Origin of the sequence: Pseudomonas guariconensis (assembly GCF_015680235.1) — a bacterium.
Classification (GTDB): Bacteria; Pseudomonadota; Gammaproteobacteria; order Pseudomonadales; family Pseudomonadaceae; genus Aquipseudomonas; species Aquipseudomonas guariconensis_A.
Genome location: NZ_JADLJL010000035.1, coordinates 34556 through 50169 on the forward strand (window position 1 = coordinate 34556; position 15614 = coordinate 50169).

The 15614-nt window shown below is 64.7% G+C and carries 14 protein-coding genes; 8 read left to right on the plus strand and 6 right to left on the minus strand.

The genetic code is table 11. The annotated features are described in order from the left end of the window. Positions 1 to 11: 11 nt before the first annotated feature. From hisD to IRZ56_RS19530, 5 genes are all read left to right on the plus strand, one after another. Entirely contained in the window at positions 12 to 1337 is a 1326-nt protein-coding gene (gene hisD, locus IRZ56_RS19510) for a histidinol dehydrogenase (RefSeq protein WP_196146437.1), read from the plus strand. Positions 1338 to 1339: 2 nt separating this feature from the next. Beyond that, a complete protein-coding gene (hisC, locus tag IRZ56_RS19515) occupies positions 1340 to 2389 on the plus strand; it encodes a histidinol-phosphate transaminase (RefSeq protein ID WP_196146438.1) in 1050 nt (349 codons plus the stop codon). A 148-nt stretch (positions 2390 to 2537) separates the two neighbouring features. Then, positions 2538 to 3818, plus strand: a complete 1281-nt coding sequence (locus IRZ56_RS19520) for a CynX/NimT family MFS transporter (RefSeq protein ID WP_196146439.1) — start codon at positions 2538 to 2540, stop codon at positions 3816 to 3818. 99 nt (positions 3819 to 3917) lie between these two features. After that, complete coding sequence (locus IRZ56_RS19525) at positions 3918 to 4388, plus strand: nuclear transport factor 2 family protein (protein WP_196146440.1); 471 nt, start codon at positions 3918 to 3920, stop codon at positions 4386 to 4388. Positions 4389 to 4430: 42 nt separating this feature from the next. Beyond that, on the plus strand, positions 4431 to 4718 hold the full coding sequence (locus tag IRZ56_RS19530) for a GIY-YIG nuclease family protein (protein ID WP_196146441.1): 288 nt from the start codon (positions 4431 to 4433) through the stop codon (positions 4716 to 4718). 147 nt (positions 4719 to 4865) lie between these two features. Here IRZ56_RS19530 and yejK read toward each other — a convergent pair whose 3' ends face one another. After that, on the minus strand, positions 4866 to 5873 hold the full coding sequence (yejK, locus tag IRZ56_RS19535) for a nucleoid-associated protein YejK (protein WP_196146442.1): 1008 nt from the start codon (positions 5871 to 5873) through the stop codon (positions 4866 to 4868). A gap of 393 nt (positions 5874 to 6266) precedes the next feature. Here yejK and IRZ56_RS19540 point away from each other — a divergent pair, with 393 nt between their 5' ends. After that, on the plus strand, positions 6267 to 6548 hold the full coding sequence (locus tag IRZ56_RS19540) for an HU family DNA-binding protein (RefSeq protein ID WP_043210728.1): 282 nt from the start codon (positions 6267 to 6269) through the stop codon (positions 6546 to 6548). A gap of 51 nt (positions 6549 to 6599) precedes the next feature. On the opposite strand, the gene rlmF is transcribed toward IRZ56_RS19540, so the two are convergent. The 5 genes from rlmF to IRZ56_RS19565 form a co-directional block, all read right to left on the minus strand. Further along, a complete protein-coding gene (gene rlmF / locus IRZ56_RS19545) occupies positions 6600 to 7556 on the minus strand; it encodes a 23S rRNA (adenine(1618)-N(6))-methyltransferase RlmF (protein WP_196146443.1) in 957 nt (318 codons plus the stop codon). Between the two features lie 136 nt (positions 7557 to 7692). Continuing rightward, entirely contained in the window at positions 7693 to 10539 is a 2847-nt protein-coding gene (locus IRZ56_RS19550; RefSeq protein ID WP_196146444.1) for a valine--tRNA ligase, read from the minus strand. A gap of 186 nt (positions 10540 to 10725) precedes the next feature. Next, on the minus strand, positions 10726 to 11091 hold the full coding sequence (locus IRZ56_RS19555; RefSeq protein WP_196146450.1) for a DNA polymerase III subunit chi: 366 nt from the start codon (positions 11089 to 11091) through the stop codon (positions 10726 to 10728). A 5-nt stretch (positions 11092 to 11096) separates the two neighbouring features. Next, on the minus strand, positions 11097 to 11525 hold the full coding sequence (locus IRZ56_RS19560; protein WP_196146445.1) for a DNA polymerase III subunit chi: 429 nt from the start codon (positions 11523 to 11525) through the stop codon (positions 11097 to 11099). A gap of 49 nt (positions 11526 to 11574) precedes the next feature. Continuing rightward, complete coding sequence (locus IRZ56_RS19565) at positions 11575 to 13065, minus strand: leucyl aminopeptidase (RefSeq protein WP_196146446.1); 1491 nt, start codon at positions 13063 to 13065, stop codon at positions 11575 to 11577. Between the two features lie 289 nt (positions 13066 to 13354). Here IRZ56_RS19565 and lptF point away from each other — a divergent pair, with 289 nt between their 5' ends. Beyond that, the gene (gene lptF / locus IRZ56_RS19570) at positions 13355 to 14470 is read left to right on the plus strand and encodes an LPS export ABC transporter permease LptF (RefSeq protein ID WP_196146447.1); all 1116 of its coding nucleotides are present in this window, start codon (positions 13355 to 13357) and stop codon (positions 14468 to 14470) included. Next, positions 14463 to 15524 carry an LPS export ABC transporter permease LptG gene (lptG, locus tag IRZ56_RS19575; protein WP_084856636.1) on the plus strand — a complete coding sequence of 354 codons (1062 nt, stop codon included), beginning with the start codon at positions 14463 to 14465 and terminating at the stop codon, positions 15522 to 15524. Before lptF ends, lptG begins: the two co-directional genes overlap by 8 nt. Positions 15525 to 15614: the final 90 nt, after the last annotated feature.

Genomic DNA, 15614 nt, shown 5'->3' on the forward strand with positions numbered 1-15614 from the left:
AGGCCCTCGCCATGACCGTGTCCACTGCAATTGCCCGTCTCAACGCTGCTGACCCGGATTTCGCCCGACATCTGGATCATCTGCTGAGCTGGGAAAGCGTGTCCGATGACGCGGTCAACCAGCGCGTGCTCGACATCATCAAGGCCGTGCGCGAGCGCGGCGATGCCGCCCTGGTGGAATTCACCCAGCGCTTCGATGGCGTCGAGGCCAAGGGCATCGACGACCTGATCCTCGGCCGCGAGCGCCTGGAGCTGGCGCTGACCCGCATCACCGAGGCCCAGCGCCAGGCGCTGGAGACTGCGGCCAACCGTGTGCGCAGCTACCACGAACGGCAGAAGCAGGACTCCTGGCAGTACACCGAGGCCGACGGCACCGTGCTCGGTCAGAAGGTCACGCCGCTGGACCGTGCCGGCCTGTATGTCCCGGGCGGCAAGGCATCGTACCCGTCGTCGGTACTGATGAACGCCATCCCGGCGAAGGTCGCCGGGGTCGGCGAAGTGGTGATGGTGGTACCGACCCCACGTGGCGAGGTCAATGAACTGGTGTTGGCCGCAGCCTGCATCGCCGGCGTGGACCGTGTCTTCACCATCGGCGGCGCCCAGGCGGTCGCGGCCCTGGCCTATGGCACCCAGAGCGTGCCCCAGGTGGACAAGATCGTCGGCCCGGGCAACATCTACGTGGCCACCGCCAAGCGCCACGTCTTCGGCCAAGTCGGCATCGACATGATCGCCGGGCCTTCGGAGATCCTCGTGGTGTGCGACGGCCAGACCGACCCGGACTGGATCGCCATGGACCTGTTCTCCCAGGCCGAGCATGACGAAGACGCCCAGGCAATTCTGGTCAGCCCGGACGCTGCGTTCCTGGACCGCGTCGCCGCGAGCATCGACAAACTGCTGCCGACCATGGAGCGTGCCGAGATCATCGAGAAGTCGATCAACGGCCGTGGCGCGCTGATCCAGGTGCGTGACATGCAGCAGGCGATGGACGTCGCCAACCGCATCGCGCCCGAGCACCTGGAGCTGTCGGTGGCCGACCCACAAGCCTGGCTGCCGCACATCCGCCATGCCGGCGCGATCTTCATGGGCCGTCACACCAGCGAAGCCCTGGGCGACTACTGCGCCGGCCCCAACCACGTGCTGCCCACTTCCGGTACCGCCCGGTTCTCCTCGCCACTGGGGGTGTATGACTTCCAGAAGCGTTCATCGATCATCTTCTGCTCCGAGCAGGCCGCTTCCGAGCTGGGCCACACCGCGTCGGTCCTGGCCCGTGGCGAGTCGCTGACTGCCCACGCCCGCAGCGCCGAATACCGCATCCTCACCGAGAACAAGGGGAACTGAACATGAGCCGATTCTGGAGCCCCTTCGTCAAGGACCTGGTGCCCTACGTGCCGGGCGAGCAGCCCAAGCTGGCCCGCCTGGTCAAGCTCAACACCAACGAGAACCCCTATGGCCCGTCGCCCAAGGCACTGGCGGCCATGCAGGGGGAACTGAACGACAACCTGCGCCTGTACCCGGACCCCAATGCCGATCGCCTCAAGCAGGCGGTGGCCGAGTACTACGGCGTGACGGCGCAGCAGGTATTCGTCGGCAACGGCTCGGACGAAGTGCTGGCGCACATCTTTCACGGCCTGTTCCAGCATGACGGCGGCCCGCTGCTGTTCCCCGACATCAGCTACAGCTTCTACCCGGTGTACTGCGGCCTGTACGGCATCCCGTTCGAGCCGGTGGCACTGGACGAGCAGTTCCAGATCCGCATCGCGGACTACAACAAGCCCAATGCCGGCATCATCTTCCCCAACCCCAACGCGCCGACCGGTTGTCTGCTGCCGTTGCAGGCCGTAGAGCAGTTGCTGCAGGCCAACCCTGATTCGGTCGTGGTGGTGGACGAGGCGTACATCGATTTTGGCGGCGAAACGGCCATCAGCCTGGTGGGCCGCTACGACAACCTGCTGGTGACCCAGACGCTGTCCAAGTCGCGCTCCCTCGCCGGCCTGCGGGTTGGCCTGGCGGTGGGGCACCCGGACCTGATCGAGGCGCTGGAGCGGATCAAGAACAGCTTCAACTCCTACCCGCTCGATCGCATGGCGATCGTGGGGGCGGCGGCAGCGTTCGAGGACCGCGCCTACTTCGACGAGACGTGCCGCAAGGTGATCGACAGCCGCGAGGCGTTGGTCGCTGAACTGCGCGACCGTGGTTTCGAGGTGCTGCCTTCGGCGGCCAACTTCATCTTTGCTCGGCATCCGCAGCAGGATGCCGCGGGGATTGCGATGCGGTTGCGGGAGCAGGGAGTTATTGTCCGACACTTCAAGCAAGCGCGGATCGCGCAGTTCTTGCGGATTACCATCGGCACGCCGGAGATGAACCAGGCACTGCTCGATGCGCTTGGATAAGGCAGCGGTTCAGGCGTAGGTGCTTGCGGCGACGCCTCGATTGGCGTTGTCTCTTCAGTGGGGTTGATGGTGGGGTTATGGGTCCGATCGCGGGACAAGCCTGCCCCTATCACCCTCGCCTTCAACGAACCCTGACCACGAGAAACCCATGGACGAACGCACGACCCACCCCGGCCCGCCCCACGAGACGGAGCTCGACGAACTGCTGATCGACGCCGAGGCTGACGACGAACAGGTCCAGCAACAGCCTGTGGTGCTGCACAAACCCTGGTTGCTATTGCTTGGCCTGGTACTGGTGGCGCTGAACTTGCGCCCGGCCCTGTCGAGCATGGCGCCGGTGCTGGGGCAGGTGTCCGAAGGCTTGGGCCTGAGCGCGTCCCAGGCGGGCTTGGTGACCACCCTGCCGGTGCTCTGCCTCGGCCTGTTCGCGCCGCTGGCCCCCGTGCTGGCGCGCCGTTTTGGCAGCGAGCGGGTGATTCTCGGCATCCTGCTGGCCCTGGCGCTGGGGATCCTGGTGCGCAGTGCCTTGGGGGCGCCCGGGGTGTTTCTCGGCAGCCTGGTGGCCGGTGCCAGCATCGGAATCATCGGTGTGCTGCTGCCGGGTATCGTCAAGCGCGACTTCCCTCGGCATGCCGGCACCCTGACCGGTGTCTACACCATGGCCCTGTGCCTGGGAGCGGCCGTTGCGGCCGGAGCGACCGTGCCGCTGGCCCAATACTTCGACGACAGCTGGGCCCTGGGCCTTGGGTTCTGGCTGGTGCCCGCCTTGCTGGCGATGCTGGTCTGGCTGCCCCAGGCGCGCCGGGGGCATGGCTTGCACAAGGTGGCGTATCGGGTAAAGGGGCTGTGGCGTGATCCGCTGGCCTGGCAGGTCACGCTGTACATGGGCTTGCAGTCGTCGTTGGCCTATATCGTCTTCGGCTGGCTGCCGTCGATTCTCATCGGCCGGGGCCTGAGCCCGACAGAAGCGGGTCTGGTGCTGTCCGGCTCGGTGATCGTGCAACTGGTCAGTTCGCTCAGCGCGCCTTGGCTGGCAACCCGGGGCAAAGACCAGCGCCTGGCCATCGTCATCGTCATGCTGATCACCCTGGCGGGGTTGTTCGGGTGCTTGTATGCGCCACTCTCGGGCCTGTGGGGCTGGGCGGTCGTGCTTGGCCTGGGGCAGGGCGGTACCTTCGCCCTGGCATTGACCTTGATCGTGTTGCGTTCGAACGATGCCCATGTCGCGGCGAACCTGTCGAGCATGGCCCAGGGAGTAGGGTACACACTGGCCTCCATGGGGCCCTTCGCGGTGGGGTTGGTGCATGACCTGACCGGCGGCTGGTCTGCCGTGGGGTGGATCTTCGCAGCCTTGGGCGTCGGGGCCATCGTGTTCGGCCTTGGGGCTGGGCGGGCCTTGCATGTGCAGGTAACCAGCGAGCGGGTGTAGGCCTTTTCTTCGATGGGGGCATCGAAGGCTCGAATGGGCATGGCGCCAGCGCGCGTCACGGATTATCGTTCGAGCTTCCACTTCTCGACGGATTGCGCCATGAGCGATGCCAACCAAGCACTGATCACCCGTTTCTACCAGGCTTTCCAGCGCTTGGATGCCGAGTCCATGGTGGCTTGCTACAGCGAAGACATTACTTTCAGCGACCCGGTGTTCGGCACCTTGCGCGGCCAGGACGTCGGCGATATGTGGCGGATGCTGACCACACGAGCCAAGGATTTTTCGCTGACTTTCGACCACGTTCAGGCCAATCAGGACAGCGCCAGTGCGCATTGGGTGGCGCGTTACCTGTTCAGCCAGACCGGGCGCACGGTGGTCAACGACATCCAGGCGCGTTTCGTCATTCGCGACGGCCTGATCCTGCAGCATGACGACGGTTTCGATTTCTGGCGCTGGTCCCGCCAGGCCCTAGGGTTGCCTGGCCTGGTGCTGGGCTGGTCGCCAATGTTGCAGAACAAGGTGCGCTTGCAGGCATTCAAGGGGCTCCGGGCGTTTCAGCAAGCGCGTTGAGCGAGTAAGCTGGCAGCTTTCCTGGTGGCCCTGAACGACGCTGTGAGCGAGACACTTCCTCCCCCCAACCCCAAGCCGTGGTACGTCTACCTGGTGCGTGCCGCCAATGGTTCGCTGTATTGCGGTATCAGCGATGACCCGCAGCGGCGCTTTCTGAAGCACCAGAAGGGACAGGGGGCGCGTTATTTCAAGACCAGCCCGGCCCAGGCGCTGGTCTATGTCGAGCAGTGGCCGGACAAGGCCGAGGCATTGCGCCAGGAGCGCCTGGTGAAGAAGCTGCGCAAGTCGGCCAAGGAAGCCCTGGTGGCGGCCTATGCCGAGGGGGGCTGAACGTTAGAGGGCGTCAGCGCCATCGCCGGCAAGCCGCTCCCTCAAAGGATCAGCGCCCGAAGGGCTGGATCTCCCACAGGTGCGGCGGTGTCTCTGGAGGCAGCGCAGCGCAGGTGGGAGCCGGCTTGCCGGCGATAAGGCGCAGCCTCAATCCTTGCGGCGCTTGAGCTGATCGACCAGCTGGGTCGGCAGGCCCTTGATGATCAGGGTGCCGGCTTCCTCGTCATACTCCACCTTCGAGCCGAGCAGGTGAGCCTCGAAGCTGATCGACAGGCCTTCGGCCCGGCCGGTGAAGCGGCGGAACTGGTTGAGGGTGCGTTTGTCTGCCGGGATCTCCGGCGATAGGCCGTAGTCCTTGTTGCGGATATGGTCGTAGAAGGCCTTCGGGCGGTCCTCGTCGATCAGGCTCGACAGTTCTTCCAGGGTCACCGGCTCGCCCAGTTTGGTCTGGGTGGTGGCGTAGTCGACCAGGGTCTGGGTTTTTTCCCGGGCCGCTTCCTCGGGCAGGTCCTCGCTCTCGACGAAGTCGCTGAAGGCCTTGAGCAGCGTGCGGGTTTCACCGGGGCCGTCCACGCCTTCCTGGCAGCCGATGAAGTCGCGGAAATAGTCCGAGACCTTCTTGCCGTTCTTACCCTTGATGAACGAGATGTACTGCTTGGAGTTCTGGTTGTTCTTCCATTCCGAGAGGTTGATACGCGCCGCCAGGTGCAGTTGGCCGAGGTCCAGGTGGCGCGACGGGGTGACGTCGAGCTCGGCATTCACCGCCACGCCTTCGCTGTGGTGCAGCAAGGCGATGGCCAGGTACTCGGTCATGCCTTGCTGGTAATGGGCGAAGAGGATGTGGCCACCGGTGGAGAGGTTGGATTCCTCCATCAGCTTTTGCAGGTGCTCGACGGCGATACGGCTGAAGGCGGTGAAGTCCTTTTCCTCGTCCAGGTACTGCTTCAGCCAGCCGCTGAGCGGGTAGGCACCGGACTCGCCGTGGAAGAAGCCCCAGGCCTTGCCCTGCTTGGCGTTATAGCTGTCGTTGAGGTCGGCCAGCAGGTTTTCGATGGCGTCGGAGGCGGCGAGTTCGGACTCGCGCGCGTGCAATACTGCGGGGCTGCCATCAGGTTTCTTGTCGATCAGGTGAACGATGCAATGACGGATTGGCATGGATATCTCGAATAGGTGTCGGGCGGTGGCGGACCGCGCTGCAAAGTCGCCCAGTTTAACCCAGGGCAGGGGCGATGCAGTGGCCAGATGTTGGCGGAAATGTCTGTTGTTCGTTTTTTGTTCAATTTTTTGCGTTTTCCGCTAAACCCCCCGAAAAACCTGCATTAAATCGAAGCCGGCAGCGGATATTTATCCATTCCTGTGGTAGCTTTGCGCGGTCTTGCGCCCCTTGGGTGGCGCATTGCCGGCAGATCGCTTGGCCGTGTCGAACCAAACGCCGATTTTCGTATCTACATACGCGATTGGCGCGGCCCGCCTGGCCGCCCAGGGCTGGCCCGATTACGACCTGGCACACTGCATAATCACTGAATTTGATAGGGAAGGAACACCACCATGGCATTGACCAAAGACCAACTGATTGCCGATATCGCCGAAGCCATCGACGCGCCGAAGACCACCGCGCGTAACGCCCTGGAGCAACTGGGCCAGATCGTCGCCGACCAACTGGAAAACGGCGCTGAAATCACCCTGCCAGGCATCGGCAAGCTGAAAGTCTCCGAGCGTCCTGCCCGTACCGGCCGCAACCCTTCGACTGGCGCTGCCATCGAAATCGCTGCCAAGAAAGTCGTCAAGTTCGTACCTGCCAAGGTCCTGAACGACGCCGTCAACAAGTAAGACGTTGATGCGTTGAACGAACCGCGCCCGGCTTGCCTGGGCGCGGTTTTTTCATGCCTGCGGTTTGCCCTCGCGCCGGGCATGCCAGGCCTGGCGAGCGGCGTCGTCCTGGAAACTCCAGGCGACCATGCGGCTCTGCTTCTGGCCCTGGCCCATGGCGACGACACGTTGCGCCTTCGCCCCGGCCTTCTTCAGGGCCGCCTCGATACCCGGCAGGTTGCTGGCCTTCGACACCAGGCTGGTGAACCACAGCACCTGTTCCCCGTACGGCACGCTCTCGCCCACCAGTTGGGTGACGAAACGAATCTCGCCACCTTCGCACCACAGCTCATTGTTCTGCCCGCCGAAGTTCAGGACCGGTAGCTTGCGCTTGGGGTCCTGCTTGCCCAGGTTCTTCCACTTGCGTTGGCTGCCACGGGTGGCTTCGTCCCGGGAGGCATGGAAGGGCGGGTTGCACAGGGTCACATCGAAACGCTCATCGCTTTGCAGCAGGCCGTCGAGGATATGCCGTGGGTTGCCTTGCTGGCGCAGGGTGATCACCTTGGCCAGGCCATTGGCCTGCACGATCGCCTTGGCCGAGGCCAGGGCGATCGGGTCGATGTCCGAGCCGAGGAAGCGCCAGCGGTAGTCGCTGTGGCCGAGCAACGGGTAGATGCAGTTGGCACCGACGCCGATGTCCAGCGCATGCACCTGGGGGCCGCGGGGGATGGCACCGCCGCAATCTTCGGCCAGCAGGTCGGCCAGCACGTGGATATAGTCGGCCCGGCCTGGGATCGGCGGGCACAGGTAGTCGGCCGGGATGTCCCAGTGCTGGATGCCGTACTGGGCCTTGAGCAGGGCACGGTTGAACACCCGCACCGCCTCGGGGTTGGCGAAGTCGATACTGAGCTTGCCGTAGGGGTTGGTGATGGTGAAGCGGGCAAGGTCCGGGTGGGCCTTGATCAGGCTGGGGAAGTCGTAGTGGCCCTTGTGTCGGTTGCGCGGGTGCAGGGTGGGTTTCTGGGTCATGGTAGGGTCCTGAAAAAGCATCGCCGGCAAGCCGGCTCCCACAGGTCAGTGCAAGGTTCAGGGTCTGCACGTTACCTGTGGGAGCCGGCTTGCCGGCGATGGGCTGCAAAGCAGCCCGCTATGGCTTCACTCGATGTTACAGCGCTGCAATCCGCGCATGCTGCTCGGTCAGGTTGGCCAGGGCCTGCTCGGACTCGGCCAGCTTGGCGCGCTCTTTCTCGATCACGGCAGGCGGGGCCTTGTCGACGAACGCAGCGTTGGACAGCTTGCCGCCCACGCGCTGGACTTCGCCTTGCAGGCGCTGGATTTCCTTGTTCAGACGCGCAAGCTCGGCATCCTTGTCGATCAGGCCGGCCATCGGCACCAGTACCTGCAGGTCGCCCACCAGTGCGGTAGCCGACAGTGGCGCTTCGTCCTGCTCGCCCAGTACGGTGAACGACTCGACCTTGGCCAGCTTCTTGAGCAGTGCCTCGTTCTCCTGCAGGCGACGCTGGTCGTCGGCATTGGCGTTCTTGAGGAACAGCGGCAGCGGCTTGCCTGGGCCGATGTTCATCTCGGCGCGGATGTTGCGCAGGCCGACCATCAGCTGCTGCAGCCACTCGATGTCGCCTTCGGCGGCGGTGTCGATGCGGCTCTCGTTGGCCACCGGCCACGGTTGCAGCATGATGGTCTTGCCGTCGATACCGGCCAGCGGCGCGATGCGCTGCCAGATCTCCTCGGTGATGAATGGCATGAACGGGTGAGCCAGGCGCAGGGCCACTTCCAGCACGCGTACCAAGGTGCGACGGGTGCCGCGGGCGCGCTCGACCGGAGCGTTCTCGTCCCAGAGCACCGGCTTGGACAGCTCCAGGTACCAGTCGCAGTACTGGTTCCAGATGAACTCGTACAGGGCCTGGCTGGCCAGGTCGAAGCGGAACTGCTCGAGCTGACGGGTGACCTCGGCCTCGGTGCGCTGCAGCTGCGAGATGATCCAGCGGTCGGCCAGCGACAGCTCGTAGGCCTCGCCGTTCTGGCCGCAGTCTTCGCCTTTGTCCAGCACGTAGCGGGCGGCGTTCCAGATCTTGTTGCAGAAGTTGCGGTAGCCTTCGACGCGGCCCATGTCGAACTTGATGTCGCGGCCGGTGGAGGCCAGCGAGCAGAAGGTGAAGCGTAGGGCATCGGTGCCGTAGCTGGCGATACCTTCCGGGAACTCGGCCTTGGTCTGCTTGGCGATCTTCTCGGCAAGCTTGGGCTGCATCATGCCGCTGGTGCGTTTTTCCAGCAGGGCGTCGAGGGTGATGCCGTCGACGATGTCCAGCGGGTCGAGCACGTTGCCCTTGGACTTGGACATCTTCTGGCCCTGGCCATCACGCACCAAGCCATGGACGTAGACGGTCTTGAACGGTACCTGCGGGGTGCCGTCCTCGTTCTTGATCAGGTGCATCGTCAGCATGATCATCCGAGCGACCCAGAAGAAGATGATGTCGAAGCCCGTGACCAGCACGTCGGTGGAGTGGAATTTCTTCAAGAACTCGGTCTGTTCCGGCCAGCCCAGGGTGGAGAAGGTCCACAGGCCCGAGCTGAACCAGGTGTCGAGTACGTCGTCGTCCTGGCGCAGGGCCACGTCGGCGCCCAGGTTGTGCTTGGCGCGCACCTCGGCTTCGTTGCGCCCGACATAGACCTGGCCGGCCTCGTCGTACCAGGCCGGGATGCGGTGGCCCCACCACAGCTGGCGGCTGATGCACCAGTCCTGGATGTCACGCATCCAGGAGAAATACATGTTCTCGTACTGCTTGGGCACGAACTGGATGCGGCCGTCTTCCACGGCGGCAATGGCAGGCTCGGCCAGCGGCTTGGTGGAAACGTACCACTGGTCGGTCAGCCACGGCTCGATGACGGTGCCGGAGCGGTCGCCCTTCGGTACTTTCAGGGCGTGGTCGTCGATGCTGACCAGCAGGCCCTGGGCGTCCAGGTCGGCGACGATCTGCTTGCGCGCGACGAAACGGTCGAGGCCGGCGTATTGGGCGGGCAGGGTGGTGTCGATGTTCTCGTTGACGCTGCCGTCGAGGTTGAAGGCCTGGGCGCTTGCCAGCACCAGGGCGTTCTTGTCGAAGATGTTGAGCAGCGGCAGGTTGTGGCGCTTGCCGACTTCATAGTCGTTGAAGTCGTGGGCCGGGGTGATCTTCACGCAGCCGGTGCCGAACTCCGGGTCGCAGTAGTCGTCGGCGATGATCGGGATGCGGCGGCCCACCAAGGGCAGCTCGACGAACTTGCCGATCAGGGCCTGGTAGCGTTCGTCGTTCGGGTTGACCGCGACGGCGGCATCGCCGAGCAGGGTTTCCGGACGGGTGGTGGCGACGACCAGGTGGTCCTTGCCTTCAGCGGTCTTGGCGCCATCGGCCAGCGGGTAGCGCAGATTCCACAGGTGGCCCTTCTCGTCGTGGTTTTCCACTTCGAGGTCGGAGATGGCGGTGTGCAGCTTGGTATCCCAGTTGACCAGGCGCTTGCCGCGGTAGATCAGGCCGTCTTCATGCAGACGTACGAAGGCTTCCTTGACCGCCTCGGAGAGGCCATCGTCCATGGTGAAGCGTTCACGGCTCCAGTCTACCGACGAGCCCAGGCGACGGATCTGGCGGCTGATGTTGCCACCGGACTGCTCTTTCCACTCCCAGACCTTCTCCAGGAACTTTTCGCGGCCCAGGTCATGACGGTTCTGGCCCTTGGCCTCGAGCTGGCGCTCCACCAGCATCTGGGTGGCGATGCCTGCGTGGTCGGTGCCCGGCTGCCACAGGGTGTCGCGACCCTGCATGCGGCGGAAGCGGATCAGGGCGTCCATGATCGCATTGTTGAAGCCATGGCCCATGTGCAGGCTGCCGGTCACGTTCGGCGGCGGGATCATGATGGTGTAGGACTCGCCTGCACCTTGTGGGGCGAAATAGTTCTCGGACTCCCAGGTGTTGTACCAGGAAGTTTCGATGGCGTGCGGCTGGTAGGTCTTATCCATGCGCGGCGGGACCCTATGGCATTAATTCGGGAAAGCCGGGAAGTATAACCAAGGTGGGGGTTCGAGGCGACAGGGGCAGGGGCTGCTTTGCAGCCCTTTCGCGGCACAAGGCCGTTCCTACAGACGCCACGGTCCCTGTAGGAGCGGCCTTGTGCCGCGAAAGGGCCGCAAGGCGGCCCCAGGGCATCATTCCGAACGCTTGATCAGCCGTTCCATGCGCGCATCCAGGCGGCGCTTGATCTCGTTCTCGATGTGCGGCGTGAAATCGTTGATCACGTCTTGCATGATCTGTTGGGCGGCGGCGCGCAGGTCAGCTTCCAGATGCAGCAGGGTGTCCTGGCGGCGGGTCTGCGGGTCGTCCTCGTCCACCGCTGGTGTGGCTTCGGTGGGCGGCGCCGTGTTGCCGGCCGGTTCGTCGAGCAGCAGAGGGATCTGCTCGACCGTTTCGGTCAGCAGCGGCGGTTGCAGGTCGGCGTCGCCCAGCAACTGGCGGATCGACTCGAGGTCGTCGAGCAGATGCGCGGAGTCAGGTAGGGGGGAGTGCTTGTCCATCATCGTCAAAGTCGCTGTAAGCGGTGGTCTTGCAGAGCATAGCCCCGTTCACGGTAGAAACGGAATCGCTCCCGAGCAGCCTGGCGGACGGCCGGAGCCTCGACGACGATCTCGGCCACCCGTTCGAACTGACCGACGAACCCAGGCACGTCGGCCCCCAGGTTGATCAGCAGGTCATGGTGGGTGCCGGCATCGTCGCCCAGCCCCAGGGCCACCACGGCGTCGGCATGGGCCTCGGCTGGGTCATGGGGCACGAAGGCTTCTCCCTTGAAACGCCACAGGCGTTCGTCCAGCACGGCGCGCTGCTCGGCATCCTGGCAGTGCAGGTAGACCCGGTGGCCGAGGCGCCAGGCCTTCTCGCACAACTTGCAGGCGAAATCCAGGCGTGCCGCCAAGTCGTCGGTGGGCAGGATGTAGAAGTCGACTTTGCTCATGGTCAGGTCTGCCAGCCGATGGCGCGCGAACGCCACCGGCCTGGAGGCATCAGGCGTTGGCGCGGTCGAGCAGGTACTGGGTCAGCAGCGGGACCGGGCGGCCCGAGGCGCCCTTGTCCTTGCCGCCGCTGATCCACGCGGTGCCAGCAACGTCCAGGTGTGCCCAGTCGTAGGCCTTGGCGAAGCGCGACAGGAAGCAACCGGCGGTGATGGTGCCGGCCTTCGGCCCGCCGATGTTGGCGATGTCGGCGAACGGGCTGTCCAGCTGCTCCTGGTACTCGTCGAACAGCGGCAGCTGCCAGGCGCGGTCGTCGGCGCGCTTGCCGGCGTCGAGCAACTGGCCGACCAGGTCGTCGTTGTTGCCCATCAGCCCCGAGGTGTGGCTGCCCAGGGCGACGATGCAGGCGCCGGTCAGGGTGGCGATGTCGATCACTGCCTGGGGCTTGAAGCGCTCGGCGTAGGTCAGGGTGTCGCACAGCACCAGGCGGCCTTCGGCGTCGGTGTTGAGGATCTCGACGGTCTGGCCGCTCATGGTGGTGACGATGTCACCCGGGCGGGTGGCGCCACCGCTGGGCATGTTCTCGGCGCAGGCCAGCAGGCACACCAGGTTGATCGGCAGCTGCAGTTGCAGCACTGCAAGCAGGGTGCCGAACACGCTGGCGGCGCCGCACATGTCGTATTTCATTTCATCCATGCCGGCACCGGGCTTGAGGCTGATGCCGCCGGTGTCGAAGGTGATGCCCTTGCCGACCAGCACGAATGGCTTCTCGCTCTTCTTGCCGCCCTGGTAGTTGAGCACGATCAGGCGTGGCGGCTGGTCGCTGCCCTGGCCCACGGCATAGAAGGCACCCATGCCCAGGTCCTTGATCTTCTTCTCGTCCAGGACCTCGACCTTGAGGTTCTTGTGCGCCTTGCCCAGTTCCTTGGCCTGCTCGGCCAGGAAGCTTGGGTGGCACAGGTTCGGCGGCAGGTTGCCCAGGTCGCGGGTGAAGGACATGCCGGCGGCGATGGCGCTGGCGTGTTTCACGGCGCGTTCGACTTCGCCCTGGCCGGCCTTGTCGGCCAGCAGGGTGATCTTCTTCAACGCGCGGGGCTCGGCCTTCTGGCTCTTGAAGCGGTCGAACACGTATTCGCCGTCGAACAGGGTCTCGGCCAACAGGCGGTACTTGCTGTAGTAGGCATCGCGGCCGGTGACGCTGACATCATCCAGGGCCAGTACCGCGTCGCCGCCGTTCAGGCCCTTGAGTACGCCGGCGACGCTGGCGACCAGCTTGCGCCAGGCGCGATCGCCCAGCGCTTCCTTGCCGCTGCCCACCAGCAGCACGCGCTCGGCCTTGAGGCCTGGCAGGCTGTGCAGCAGCAGGGTCTGGCCGGGCTTGCCGGCCAGGTCGCCACGCTTGAGCACGGCGCTGATGGCACCGTTGCTGGCCTGGTCGACGGCCTTGGCGATTTCGCCGAGCTTGCGTCCTTCACCAACGGCCAGTACCAAGGTGGCGGTTTTCAAGGAGGCGGCGGCTACACTTTTTACAACCAGTTCCATGTCAGGGTCCCCGAATGATCAGTCAGTTGGCGCGGTCTCGTGCACACGCTCGAAACGGGCCTGGCCGCGTGCTCGCGTGCCAGTGGAAAAGCTGCCAGTTTGAGCCTGCGGCAACCTCGATGACAACCCCGACATGCGCCGTCATGCGCGGCCAAGTGACAGGCACTGCCAATCACAGGATAATGCGCGCACTTTACATGGAGGTTCGCCTTCGGCGAACCGGCATAGGTCTTGGCTGTCCGAAGCCCTTGAATGGCTTTGCGCCCCTGACAACCCAGGAGTGTCTGGTTTGATCGTCTTCCGTTATCTGTCCCGCGAGGTCCTGGTGACCTTGAGCGCCGTCAGCGCCGTGCTGCTGGTGATCATCATGAGTGGGCGCTTCATCAAGTATCTGGCCCAGGCCGCCCAGGGCGTGCTCGATCCGAGCGTTCTGTTCCTGATCATGGGCTTCCGCCTGCCGGGCTTCCTGCAGCTGATCCTGCCGCTGGGCCTGTTCCTCGGCATTCTCCTGGCCTACGGCCGGCTCTACCTGGAAAGCGAGATGACCGTCCTCTCGGCCACCGGCATGAGCCAGCAGCGCCTGCTACTGCTGACCCTGGCCCCGGCCGGGCTGGTCGCCCTGCTGGTGGCCTGGCTGAGCCTGAGCTTGGCCCCCCAGGGCGTGGCCCAGGTGCAGCAGATCATCAACCAGCAGGACGCCCTGACCGAATTCGATACCCTGGTGCCTGGGCGCTTCCAGACCCTGCGCGACGGTTCGCGGGTGACCTACACCGAAGAGCTGACCGACGATCGCATCAACCTGAGCGGCGTGTTCATCTCCGAGAAGCGTTTCAATCAGGACAAGACCAAGGACCGTGCGCCTTCGGTGCTGGTCGCCGAAAAGGGGCACCAGGAAGTGCAGGCCGACGGCAATCGCTACCTGATCCTGGAAAACGGCTACCGCTACGACGGCAACCCGGGCCAGGCCGACTACCGCGCGATCAAGTACGACACCTATGGCGTGCTGCTGCCCAAGCCCGAGGTCAGCGAGGAAGTGACCGACCGCGAGGCCATCCCCACCTCCGAGCTGTTCGGCAAGAAGGCGCTGCGCGAGCAGGCCGAGCTGCAGTGGCGCCTGTCGCTGCCGCTGCTGGTCTTCGTGGTGACCTTGCTGGCCGTGCCGCTGTCGCGCGTCAACCCGCGCCAGGGCCGTTTCCTCAAGCTGCTGCCGGCGATTCTTCTGTACATGGCCTACCTGACGATGCTGATTTCCGTACGCGGCGCCCTGGAGAAGGGCAAGATTCCGATCGCCCTGGGCATGTGGTGGGTGCATGGGCTGTTCCTGCTGATCGGCCTGGGCCTGATGTACTGGGAGCCACTGCGCCTGAAGCTCGCCGCCCGTCGTTCGGAGGTGGCCCATGGCTAAGCTGGATCGCTACATCGGCCAGAGCGTGCTGCTGGCCATCCTGGCGGTGCTGGGGATCATCCTCGGCCTGGCTTCGCTGTTCGCCTTCATCGACGAGATGGGCGACTTGAGCAACACCTATACGGTGATGGACGCCGGCCGTTTCGTGTTGCTGACCGCGCCGCGCCGGTTGTACGAGATGCTGCCGATGGCCGCGCTGATCGGCTGCCTGATCGGCCTGGGCAGCCTGGCCAGCAGCAGCGAGCTGACCATCATGCGCGCTGCCGGCGTGTCGATCGGGCGCATTGTCTGGGCGGTGATGAAGCCGATGCTGGTGCTCATGCTGGTCGGCCTGCTGATCGGCGAGTACGTGGCCCCGGTCACCGAGAACAAGGCCCAGGCCGACCGCTCGCTGGCCCAGGGTGGCGGCGACGCCCAGAGCTCCAAGCGTGGCATGTGGCACCGCCAGGGCGAGGAGTTCGTGCACATCAACTCGGTGCAGCCCAATGGCCTGCTGCTGGGCGTGACCCGTTATCGCTTCGATGCCGAGCGTCACATCGTGACCTCGAGCTTCGCGCGCCGGGCGCAGTACAACCAGGATCACTGGATCCTCAGCGACGTCGCCACCACCCATTTCCGTGGCGACCACACCGAGGTGGTGAAGACCCCTCAGGAACGCTGGGACGTTTCGGTGACACCGCAACTGCTCAACACCGTGATCCTGGCGCCCGAGTCGCTGTCGATCACCGGCCTGTGGGACTACATCCACTACCTGTCCGAGCAAGGCCTGAACAATGCCCGTTACTGGCTGGCATTCTGGACCAAGGTGTTGCAGCCGGTGGTCACCGCGGCCCTGGTGCTGATGGCGATTTCCTTCATCTTCGGCCCGCTGCGTTCGGTGACCCTCGGCCAGCGGGTGTTCACCGGCGTGCTGGTGGGCTTCGTGTTCCGCATCGGCCAGGACCTGCTGGGGCCATCGAGCCAGGTGTTCGGCTTCCCACCGCTGCTGGCGGTGGTGATCCCGGCCGGGATCTGTGCGCTGGCGGGTGTGTGGTTGTTGCGCCGGGCGGGGTAGTGCCTATCAGTTAAGGACGCGGGTGCGCTGCACGCCCATCGCCGGCAAGCCGGCTCCCACAAGCCTCCAGGGCAGCACGGTCCTGTGGGA

What these genes read in the sequence shown, in the direction of transcription:
- hisD (WP_196146437.1), top strand. Translation starts at nt 12, where the DNA reads ATGACCGTGTCCACTGCAATTGCCCGTCTCAACGCTGCTGACCCGGAT.
- hisC (WP_196146438.1), top strand. Translation starts at nt 1,340, where the DNA reads ATGAGCCGATTCTGGAGCCCCTTCGTCAAGGACCTGGTGCCCTACGTG.
- IRZ56_RS19520 (WP_196146439.1), top strand. Translation starts at nt 2,538, where the DNA reads ATGGACGAACGCACGACCCACCCCGGCCCGCCCCACGAGACGGAGCTC.
- IRZ56_RS19525 (WP_196146440.1), top strand. Translation starts at nt 3,918, where the DNA reads ATGAGCGATGCCAACCAAGCACTGATCACCCGTTTCTACCAGGCTTTC.
- yejK (WP_196146442.1), bottom strand. Translation starts at nt 5,873, where the DNA reads ATGCCAATCCGTCATTGCATCGTTCACCTGATCGACAAGAAACCTGAT.
- IRZ56_RS19540 (WP_043210728.1), top strand. Translation starts at nt 6,267, where the DNA reads ATGGCATTGACCAAAGACCAACTGATTGCCGATATCGCCGAAGCCATC.
- rlmF (WP_196146443.1), bottom strand. Translation starts at nt 7,556, where the DNA reads ATGACCCAGAAACCCACCCTGCACCCGCGCAACCGACACAAGGGCCAC.
- IRZ56_RS19550 (WP_196146444.1), bottom strand. Translation starts at nt 10,539, where the DNA reads ATGGATAAGACCTACCAGCCGCACGCCATCGAAACTTCCTGGTACAAC.
- IRZ56_RS19555 (WP_196146450.1), bottom strand. Translation starts at nt 11,091, where the DNA reads ATGGACAAGCACTCCCCCCTACCTGACTCCGCGCATCTGCTCGACGAC.
- IRZ56_RS19560 (WP_196146445.1), bottom strand. Translation starts at nt 11,525, where the DNA reads ATGAGCAAAGTCGACTTCTACATCCTGCCCACCGACGACTTGGCGGCA.
- IRZ56_RS19565 (WP_196146446.1), bottom strand. Translation starts at nt 13,065, where the DNA reads ATGGAACTGGTTGTAAAAAGTGTAGCCGCCGCCTCCTTGAAAACCGCC.
- lptG (WP_084856636.1), top strand. Translation starts at nt 14,463, where the DNA reads ATGGCTAAGCTGGATCGCTACATCGGCCAGAGCGTGCTGCTGGCCATC.